This is a genomic window from Streptomyces sp. UH6, from assembly GCF_013421635.1.
Taxonomy (GTDB): Bacteria; Actinomycetota; Actinomycetes; order Streptomycetales; family Streptomycetaceae; genus Streptomyces; species Streptomyces abyssomicinicus.
This window is the reverse complement of the sequence record NZ_JACADT010000141.1, coordinates 1-8,945: the sequence shown is the minus strand read 5'-3', so window position 1 is coordinate 8,945 and position 8,945 is coordinate 1. Positions and strand designations below refer to the sequence as shown.

Below are 8,945 nucleotides of genomic sequence, written 5' to 3'. Positions count from 1 at the left end.
CCGGGGGCTGCCCGATCCGGCCGTCCGTCCCGTCGGCCGGTACCTGTACGAGCCGGACGGCGCGGTGATCCGCGCGCATCTGGTCGCCGAGGTGGCCGCGGAGGTCGGCGGCGGCCTGATCGACGAGACCATCGCCTTCGTCACCTCCGACGAGCCGCACCCCACCCCGTACGCCACCGGGTACGAGATCACCGACACGCTCCCCTTCAACGTCAAGAAGCTGAAGGCGCTGCTGCGGGAACGTCAGGTCGGCACCCTCACCGTGAAGAAGCGCGGTTCGGCGGTCGAGCCGGAGGAACTGCGCCGCAAGGCGCTGCCCAAGCCGCAGGGCCGGAACGCCGTGACGGTCTTCCTCACCCGCGTGGCGGGCGCCCCGACGATGCTGCTGGGGCACCCGCTGCCCCGCTGAGGCCACCGGTCCTGCGCGGCCACGGCGCCCTGCCCGGCCGCGGCGTCCCGCCGGAACGGCTTCCTGCCCGACCGGCTTCCTGCCGGACCGGCCTGGGCGGAAACGTTACTGCGACGAGAGGGCCGAGAGCCCGGTGGACGGCACGGTCGACCGGCCGTCCGGGGAGGACGACGCCTCCGGTTCCGGCGCCACCGGGTCCGCCCCCGGCAGCAGCGAGGCCCACAGGTCCCCCGCCTCCGGCTCGTCGGGCACCACTCGGTTCCGGTCGGCCGGGGCGGGGACGACCGGAAGGGTCACCGTCCGGACCGCCTCGGGCGGGAGACCGCGCAGGCTCCGCCCGAAGCCGGCCAGTTCCTCCAGCGAGTCGAGGCCGGTGTCGGCGGTGAGGCCGGAGGTCGCCGCGTCGGCCACCCGGTACAGGCGCACCGGATCGGTCAGCAGGTCCGCCCGCGTGACCTCCTCCAGCAGCGCCTTCACCAGTTTCTGCTGGAGCCCTATGCGCCCCAGGTCGCTTCCGTCACCGACTCCGTGACGGGTGCGGGCGAGGGCCAGCGCCTGTTCGCCGTCGAGGCGGTGGACACCGGCCTCGATGTGCAGGTGACTCCTGTCGTCGTCGATGGGCTGCTCCAGCTCCACCGTGACGCCGCCCAACGCGTCCACCAGGTCGGCGAATCCGGCGAAGTCGATCTCCAGGTAGTGGTCCACCGGCACCCCGGACATGGCCTCCACGGTCTTCACCGCACAGACCGGCCCGCCCACCGCGTAGGCGCTGTTGAACATCACGCCGTGCGCGACGGCGGTGGAGCCGCCCTCCGGCAGCGGGCAGGCCGGGCGGGTCACCAGGGTGTCGCGCGGTATCGAGACCACGGTCGCCGAGGTCCTGCCCTCGTCCAGGTGCACCACCATCGCGGTGTCCGAACGCGCCCCGCCGGACGCGTCGCCGCCCCCGAGGCGGTGGTTCTCCTCGCCGTCGCGGGAGTCGGAGCCGAGCACCAGGATGTCCAGCGCCCCGCCCCCGCCGCCCCGCGCACCGTCCTCCGGCGACGGCTCGCCGGTCCCCACGGGCATGCCCACCGGCACGTGCGGCCGGTCGTCCCCCAGCGCCGCGTCGATGTCGACGCTGCGGATGTTGCCGTCCAGATGCCAGTACGCCCAGCCGCCACCGGCGGCACCGAGCACCAGCACTCCCCCGAGCGTGTATCCGACGGCCCTGGTCCAGCGCCTGTTCGGCGTCCGGACGGCGGCTCCCCGCCCGCGCCCGCCGCGCCCCTCTGCTTCAGTCACGGAGCAGAAGATAAGTCCGCACCGGCCCGGGAGGGAATCTCCCACCGGACGGCGGCCGGACGACGGGCCGGGACGACGGCCGGAGCGACAGCCGGGGCGGAGCCGCGGAACGAACCGGGGCGGAGCCGCGGGACGGGCCGGTTCGGCCCGTCCCGGGTCGGGTCGGCCGCCGAATCGATCGACCGAAAGTTTCGGCGGCCACTTGCGACTCAGATCGCCCCCGCGGCGGGAGGAGCCGTGCTGCTCCGCACCACCAAACTGGTGGCCAGTTCCATTCGCGCGCCCGCCGTGGGCTTCTCCTCGCGTCCCAGTTCGAGAACCATCCTGGTGGCCGCCTCGGCCATCTCGGTGAGCGGCTGCCGGACGGTCGTCAGCGGCGGCCCCACCCAGCGGGCCACCGGCAGGTCGTCGAAGCCCACGACGCTCAGGTCGTCGGGGATCCGCAGCCCGAGTTCGCGCGCCGCCTCGTAGATGCCCAGCGCCTGGAGGTCGTTGCCGGCGAAGACCGCCGTGGGCCGGTTCTCCCGGCGCAGCAGGTCCAGGCCGAGCCGGTAACCGGCCTCGTGATGAAAGTCACCGTCGATGATCAGGTCCGGGTCCACGGCCAGCCCGGCGGTCTCCAGCGCGGCACGGTAGCCGTCCACCCGCGCCCGCGCGCACATCATCCGGGTGGGGCCGCTGATGGCGCCGATCCGGGTGTGCCCGAGCTCCACCAGGTGGCGGGTGGCGGAGAGGCCGCCCTGCCAGTTGGTGGCGCCGACCGAGGGCACGTCGGCGCCGGGGTCGCCGGCCGGGTCCATCACCACGAACGGGATGGACCGGCTCGTCAGCAGCGTACGCTGGCCCTCGTCCAGCCCGGACAGGACCAGGATCACGCCGTGCGGCCTGCGGGCGGCCACCTGGTCCGCCCAACTCCCCCCGGGCGTATGGCGTCCGGCGCTCTCCGAGAGCACCACGCTGAGGCCCGCGCGCCGGGCGGCGCGCTCCACCCCGCGGATGACCTCCATCGCCCAGGCGCTCTCCAGTTCGTGGAAGACGAGTTCGATCAGCGGGGACCTGGAGGCGTCCGCACGCCGCCTGCGGTAACCGTGGCTCCGCAGCAGGCGCTCCACGCGGGAACGGGTCGCAGGAGCCACGTCGGCCCTGCCGTTGAGGACTTTCGAAACAGTCGGAGCGGACACACCGGCCGCCCGGGCGATCTCGGCAAGCGTCGCTGTGCGCCCCTGCCGGGGCACGGAGGGGGTTTCGGCGGAATCCGGAGACGTCATGGTTCGGGATCGTATATCTGCGCTACCTCTTGACGAACCCCTCCGACGCGCTTAGGTTCCCAAAACATTCGCGGCATCGTTCGAAAGCTTCGAAGGAAGCATCCCCACCGGGCCGTGCCGAGAGTCACCCGACGGGCAAGCACCCCACGGCGCCCGATCCCCGTTGCGGTCAAGGAAGACCGCTTCCTTCAAGGAGTGCTAGTCCATGGAGTCCTACAGCAGGCGTTGGTTCCTCGGCGTCAGTGGCGCCACCATGCTCTCCGCCGGTCTCACCGCCTGTGGTTCCAGTGATTCCGGCAGTGGCAAGAAGGACAGCGAGCTGACGGCCTTCGTCTGGGGAGACGACGCCGCGAGGATCCAGGAAGACGCGATCAAGACCTTCAACGCGTCCTCCGCCGCCAAGAAGACCGGCGGCACGATCAAGCTGCAGCGCATTCCGGGCAGCGACTACCCGGCCAAGCTGCGCACCGCCATGGGCTCGCCGAGCGCGCCGGACCTGTTCTTCAACTGGGGCGGCGGCTCGATCAAGGCCTACGTCGACGAGGACCAGCTCATCGACCTGCACGACATCATCGAGTCCACCCCGGCGCTGAAGAACGGCTTCCTGCCGTCGATCATCCAGTCCGGTGCGCTCGAGGGCCGCCCGTACGGGATTCCGATGCGTGGCATGCAGCCCGTCCTGCTGTTCTTCAACAAGAAGGTCTTCAAGGACGCCGGCCTCGAGCCGCCGACCAGCTGGACCCAGCTGCTCGACGTCAACAAGAAGTTCAAGGCCAGGGGCATCCAGCCGTTCGCGCTCGGCGGTGCGGACAAGTGGACCGAGCTGATGTGGGTGTCGTACCTGGTGGACCGCATCGGCGGCCCCGAGGTCTTCCGCAAGATCCAGTCCGGCGACCCCGCCGCCTGGGGCGACCCGGCGGTGCTCCGCGCGGCCGAGGAGATCAAGGGCCTGGTCGACAACGAGGCGTTCGGCAAGGGCTTCAGCTCCGTCCAGTACAACAACGGCGGCGCCTCCGCCCTGCTGGCCAAGGGCAAGGCCGCCATGCACCTCATGGGCTCGTGGGAGTACCCGACCCAGCTCGGCAAGTTCAAGGCGTTCGCCGAGAAGGACCTCGGCTGGGTCGCCTTCCCGGCCTACGACGGCGGCGCGGGCGACATCAGGAACGTCGTCGGCAACCCGACCAACTACTGGTCGCTCAGCTCCCGTACCCAGAACAGGGAAGCGGCGATCGAGTTCCTCAAGACCTGCGCGTCCGAGGAGTACACCAAGGCGCTGATCGCCAACGGCGACATCCCCACCACCGCCAACGCGGGCGCGCTCCTCGACGACTCGCCCAACCCGGAGTTCGCGAAGTTCCAGTACGAGCTGGTCCAGAACGCCCCCGCGTTCACCCTCAGCTGGGACCAGGCCGTCAAGCCCGACTGGTCCGCTCCGATGCTCACCGAGATCGACAAGCTCTTCCTGGGCCAGTCCTCGCCCAAGGAGTTCGTCACCGCACTGAAGGGGCTCAAGTGACCGAGCCGGTCACCAAAACCGCCGACGCAGCGCCCAAGGGCGGCGTTCGGGCAACCCAGGTGGGTCGCCCGAACGCGTCCTGGGCGCTGCCCGGCGTCCTGTTCTTCCTGTTCTTCGCCGTCGCTCCGATGGCGTTGGCCGTCTACCTCTCGTTCACCGAGTGGAACGGCCTCGGCGACCCCGAATTCGTGGGACTGGAGAACTGGCGCAACCTCGTCAGCGATCCTCGCCTCACCCAGTCACTGACGGTCACCGTTCTGCTGACCGTGGTCAGCTGGGTCTTCCAGACCGTCATCGCGCTTCTGCTCGGTGTCTGGGCCGCCGGCGCGCAGCGCAACCGCGCTGTCCTGTCGGCGATCTTCTTCACGCCGTTCCTGCTGTCCTCCACGGCGATCGCACTGCTCTTCTTCGCCCTCCTCGACCCGAACTTCGGCGTCATCAAGGGCGACACGCTCGGCACCACCTCGGGCGCCTTCCTGGCGATCGTCTTCGTCGGCGGCTGGCAGTTCATCCCGTTCCACACCCTGATCTACCAGGGTGGCGCGCGGCAGATACCCGAGGTCCTGTACCAGGCCGCCGCGATCGACGGGGCCGGCCGGGTACGCCAGTTCTTCTCCATCACGCTGCCCCAGCTGCGGCACACCATGGCGATGTCCAGTGTGCTGATGGTGGTGGGCTCGCTGACCTACTTCGAGACCGTGCTGATCCTCACCCAGGGCGGACCGGGCACCGACACCGCGATCCTGCCGTACCTGATGTACGAAGCCGGTTTCCGGTCCTACGACTTCGGCTACGCCAGCGCGGTCGCCACCTTCCTGGTGTTCGCCGCGACCGGCCTCTCCCTGCTGATGGTCCGGATCACCGGATTCGGTTCCATGCGCAGCGCCCGAGAGGGGATGTGACCCACATGTCCCACCGCAGCACCGCCACCGCGCCGCGCCGCTCCCGGTCGAGGCGGAGCAACCCCGTCGCGGGTGTCGCCTCGTTCGTGTGGCTGCTCATCGTGATCATCCCCCTCTACGCGATGATCACGACCTCGCTCGCCGGACCCGAGGAGGCGGTGGGCCGCAACGCCCTCAAGCCTCCGAGCGATCCGACGCTGGACAACTACAGCCTGGTGCTGGAGTCCGGCTTCCCGCACTACCTGCTGAACACCGCGCTGGCCGCCCTCGGCGTCGTTGCCATCGTTGTCGGGCTCTCGGTTCCCCTGGCCTTCGTCGCGGTCCGCAACCGCGGCTTCTGGTCGGGCAGCGCGTTCCGGCTGCTCCTCCTCGGCGTGGCCATCCCGGCGCAGGCCGTGGTGGTGCCGCTCTACCTGATGATCACCAAGCTCAACGTCTACGACAGCCTGTGGGCGATCGTCCTGCCGACGGCCGCCTTCGCCATGCCGGTCTCGGTGCTGATCCTGGTCGGCACCCTGCGCGACATCTCCGAGGAGTCGTACGAGGCCATGGCCATCGACGGTGCCTCGCCGACCCGTATGCTCTTCCAGCTGGTGATTCCGCTGGCCAAGGGCGGCATCAGCACGGTGATCATCTTCTCCGCGCTGCAGGCCTGGAACGGCTTCCTGTTCCCCCTGATCTTCACCCAGTCCGAAGAACCCCGGGTCCTCACCCTGGGTCTGTACAACTACGTCAGCCAGTTCGGCGTCAACATTCCCGCGCTGCTGGCCTCCGTCGTCCTTTCCGGCGTGCCGATCTTCGTCGTTTACCTGGTGGCCCGACGGGCCCTGGTGAGCGGGTTGATGGGCGTCGGCGGCAAGTAACACTTCTCTCAGGAGCATCATGACCGCCCCCTGGCGCGATTCCGCACTGTCCGCCGAAGCCCGTGTCGAGGATCTTCTCTCCCGGATGACCCTGGAGGAGAAGGCCGCACAGCTCTACGGAGTGTGGGTCGGCGCCTCTACGGACGCGGAAGCCGGCGTCGCCCCCCACCAGCACGAAATGGCCACCGACTGGAACTGGGACGAGGTGATCGCCCACGGCCTGGGCCAGATCACCCGTTCCTACGGCACCGCGCCGATCGCCCCGGACGAGGGCGCCCGCGCGCTCGCCCGGGCCCAGCGGACGATCATGGCCGCCAACCGGTTCGGCATCCCGGCCGTCGCCCACGAGGAATGCCTGGCCGGGTTCACGGCCTGGGGCGCCACCGCGTACCCGGTGCCGCTCGCCTGGGGCGCCTCCTTCGACCCGCAGCTGGTCGAGGAGCTGGGCCGCCGCATCGGCTCCGACCTGGTCGCGGCCGGTGTCCAGCAGGGCCTCGCGCCCGTGCTGGACGTGGTGCGCGACCTGCGCTGGGGCCGGGTCGAGGAGACCATCGGCGAGGACCCGTACCTGGTCGGCACGGTCGCCTCCGCGTACGTGCGCGGCCTCGAGTCCACCGGTGTGGTGGCCACCCTCAAGCACTTCGCCGGCTACGCCTCCTCGGCGGGCGCCCGCAACCACGCCCCGGTGCGCGCCGGCGAGCGCGAGTTCGCCGACGTGACGCTGCCTCCGTTCGAGCACGGGCTGCGGCACGGCGGGGCACGATCGGTGATGGCCGCCTACACGGAGATCGACGGCGTTCCCTCGCACTCCGACGCGTCCCTCCTCACCGACCTGCTGCGCGAGCGGTGGGGCTTCACCGGCACCGTGGTCGCCGACTACTTCGGCGTCGGTTTCCTGGAGAGCCTGCAGCGGGTCGCGGACGGCCTCGGCGACGCCGCCCGGGTGGCGCTGGAGGCGGGCGTCGACGTCGAGCTGCCCACCCTGCGCTGCTACGGCAAGCCGCTGGTGGAGGAGGTGCGCGCGGGCCGGGTCTCCGAGGACCTGGTGGACCGGGCCGCACGCCGGGTGCTGCTCCAGAAGTGCGAACTGGGCCTGCTGGACGAGGGCTGGTCGCCGGAGCCCAAGGGCTCCCTCGACCTGGACTCCGCCGGCAACCGCGCGCTCGCCCGCAAGATCGCCGAGGAGTCGGTGGTGCTGCTGGCCAACGGCGGCGGCGCCCTGCCGCTGGGCCCCTCCGCGGGCCGTCGCATCGCCGTGGTCGGTCCGCGCGCCGACGACGCGATGGCGATGCTCGGCTGCTACTCGTTCCCCTCCCACGTGCTGCCGCACCACCCCGAGGTCGAACTCGGGGTGGAGATCCCCACGGTGCTCGAGGCTCTGCGGGGCGAGTTCCCGGACGCCACGGTGGAGTTCGCCGCCGGATGCGACACCCAGGACCCCGACACCTCCGGGTTCGCGGACGCCTCCTCGCTGGCCTCCTCCTCCGACGTGGTCGTCGCCGTGCTGGGCGACCGGGCCGGGCTCTTCGGCCGCGGCACCTCGGGTGAGGGCTGCGACGCCGCCGACCTCGCCCTGCCGGGCGTGCAGGGCGAACTGCTGGACGCGCTCCTGGAGACCGGCAAGCCGGTCGTCCTGGTGCTGCTCACCGGCCGGCCGTACGCGCTGGGCCGCTGGGCGGACCGGCTCGCCGGTGTCGTCCAGGGCTTCTTCCCCGGCGAGGAGGGCGGCTCCGCGGTGGCCGGCGTGCTCTCCGGTCGGGTCTCCCCGTCCGGCCGGCTGCCCATCAGCGTGCCGCGCGACCCGGGCGGCCAGCCGTGGACCTACCTCCAGCCGCCGCTGGGCCTGGCCAACGAGATCACCAACCTCGACCCGTCGCCGCTCTACCCGTTCGGCCACGGCCTGTCGTACGCCTCGTTCGCCTGGGAGGTCTTCGAGGCCCCGGCCTCCGGCGCCGAGATCGGCACCGACGGCACGTACGAGGTGTCGGCGACCGTGCGCAACACCGGCGACCTGGCCGGCACCGAGGTGGTGCAGCTGTACCTGCACGACCCCGTCGCCACGGTCACCCGCCCGGACATGCGCCTGATCGGCTACCAGCGCGTGGAGCTGTCCCCCGGCGAGGCGCGCCGGGTGACCTTCCGGTTCCACGCCGACCTCTCGTCGTTCACCGGCCGCGCCGGCACCCGGGTGGTCGAGCCGGGAAGGCTGGAGCTGCGCCTCGCCGCCTCCTCGGCGGACGTGCGGCACGTCTTCCCGCTCACCCTGACCGGTGAGACCCGGGTGGTCGGGCACGACCGGGAGCTGCTCTGCCCGACGGAGGTCAGCAAGGCCGAATGACGGCCTGGGACCGCCTTCGCCTACTCCTCCTCACCGGCGCAGTAGGCGAAGGCGATCCCGCTGAGCTCCTCGGCCGTCGGGTTGTCGAAGACCACCCGCCAGCTGTCGGAGCCCAGTCGCTGGGAGACCCCCTGCACCAGGCCGGGCTCGACGGTGGACCAGCCGCCGGAGACCGCGGTCATGCCGTCCGGGCACACGGCGACACTGGTGGCGCTCCCGCCGGCCGGCACCGTCACGATGTCGCCGACCGCCTCGGTGAGCCCGTCCCGCGTCTCACAGGTACCGCCCCGCGTGATGTCGCGCGGGGCGGTTCCCGTCTGCGCGCCGGGTCCCGCGGCCTGCTCCGCCGCCGCGGCGGACGACGG

Annotated in this window: 7 protein-coding genes and 1 pseudogene; 5 read left to right on the top strand and 3 right to left on the bottom strand. The window is 71.3% G+C overall.

Annotation, left to right across the window (positions count from 1 at the left end):
• A pseudogene (locus HW445_RS10500) lies at positions 1 to 409 on the top strand (SAM-dependent methyltransferase); the annotation flags it as partial.
• 105 nt (positions 410 to 514) lie between these two features.
• On the opposite strand, the gene HW445_RS10495 reads toward HW445_RS10500, so the two are convergent.
• Together HW445_RS10495 and HW445_RS10490 are read right to left on the bottom strand one after the other, a co-directional pair.
• Positions 515 to 1,693, bottom strand: coding sequence for an LCP family protein (locus tag HW445_RS10495; RefSeq protein WP_374939627.1), 1,179 nt, complete (start codon positions 1,691 to 1,693; stop codon positions 515 to 517).
• A gap of 209 nt (positions 1,694 to 1,902) precedes the next feature.
• Complete coding sequence (locus HW445_RS10490) at positions 1,903 to 2,961, bottom strand: LacI family DNA-binding transcriptional regulator (protein WP_180220756.1); 1,059 nt, start codon at positions 2,959 to 2,961, stop codon at positions 1,903 to 1,905.
• 205 nt (positions 2,962 to 3,166) lie between these two features.
• Between HW445_RS10490 and HW445_RS10485 the strand changes: the two genes are divergently transcribed.
• The 4 genes from HW445_RS10485 to HW445_RS10470 are packed head-to-tail and all read left to right on the top strand — an operon-like array spanning position 3,167 to position 8,580.
• Complete coding sequence (locus HW445_RS10485; RefSeq protein ID WP_180220755.1) at positions 3,167 to 4,477, top strand: ABC transporter substrate-binding protein; 1,311 nt, start codon at positions 3,167 to 3,169, stop codon at positions 4,475 to 4,477.
• Positions 4,474 to 5,379 carry a carbohydrate ABC transporter permease gene (locus tag HW445_RS10480; RefSeq protein WP_180220754.1) on the top strand — a complete coding sequence of 302 codons (906 nt, stop codon included), beginning with the start codon at positions 4,474 to 4,476 and terminating at the stop codon, positions 5,377 to 5,379. The genes HW445_RS10485 and HW445_RS10480 overlap by 4 nt, the downstream gene beginning before the upstream one ends.
• A gap of 5 nt (positions 5,380 to 5,384) precedes the next feature.
• On the top strand, positions 5,385 to 6,242 hold the full coding sequence (locus HW445_RS10475; protein WP_180220753.1) for a carbohydrate ABC transporter permease: 858 nt from the start codon (positions 5,385 to 5,387) through the stop codon (positions 6,240 to 6,242).
• A gap of 16 nt (positions 6,243 to 6,258) precedes the next feature.
• Positions 6,259 to 8,580, top strand: coding sequence for a glycoside hydrolase family 3 N-terminal domain-containing protein (locus HW445_RS10470; RefSeq protein ID WP_180220757.1), 2,322 nt, complete (start codon positions 6,259 to 6,261; stop codon positions 8,578 to 8,580).
• Positions 8,581 to 8,600: 20 nt separating this feature from the next.
• Here HW445_RS10470 and HW445_RS10465 read toward each other — a convergent pair.
• The coding region (locus HW445_RS10465) for a hypothetical protein (protein WP_180220752.1) at positions 8,601 to 8,945 on the bottom strand (345 nt) is incomplete at its 5' end.

What these genes read in the sequence shown, in the direction of transcription:
- HW445_RS10475 (WP_180220753.1), top strand. Translation starts at nt 5,385, where the DNA reads ATGTCCCACCGCAGCACCGCCACCGCGCCGCGCCGCTCCCGGTCGAGG.
- HW445_RS10490 (WP_180220756.1), bottom strand. Translation starts at nt 2,961, where the DNA reads ATGACGTCTCCGGATTCCGCCGAAACCCCCTCCGTGCCCCGGCAGGGG.
- HW445_RS10485 (WP_180220755.1), top strand. Translation starts at nt 3,167, where the DNA reads ATGGAGTCCTACAGCAGGCGTTGGTTCCTCGGCGTCAGTGGCGCCACC.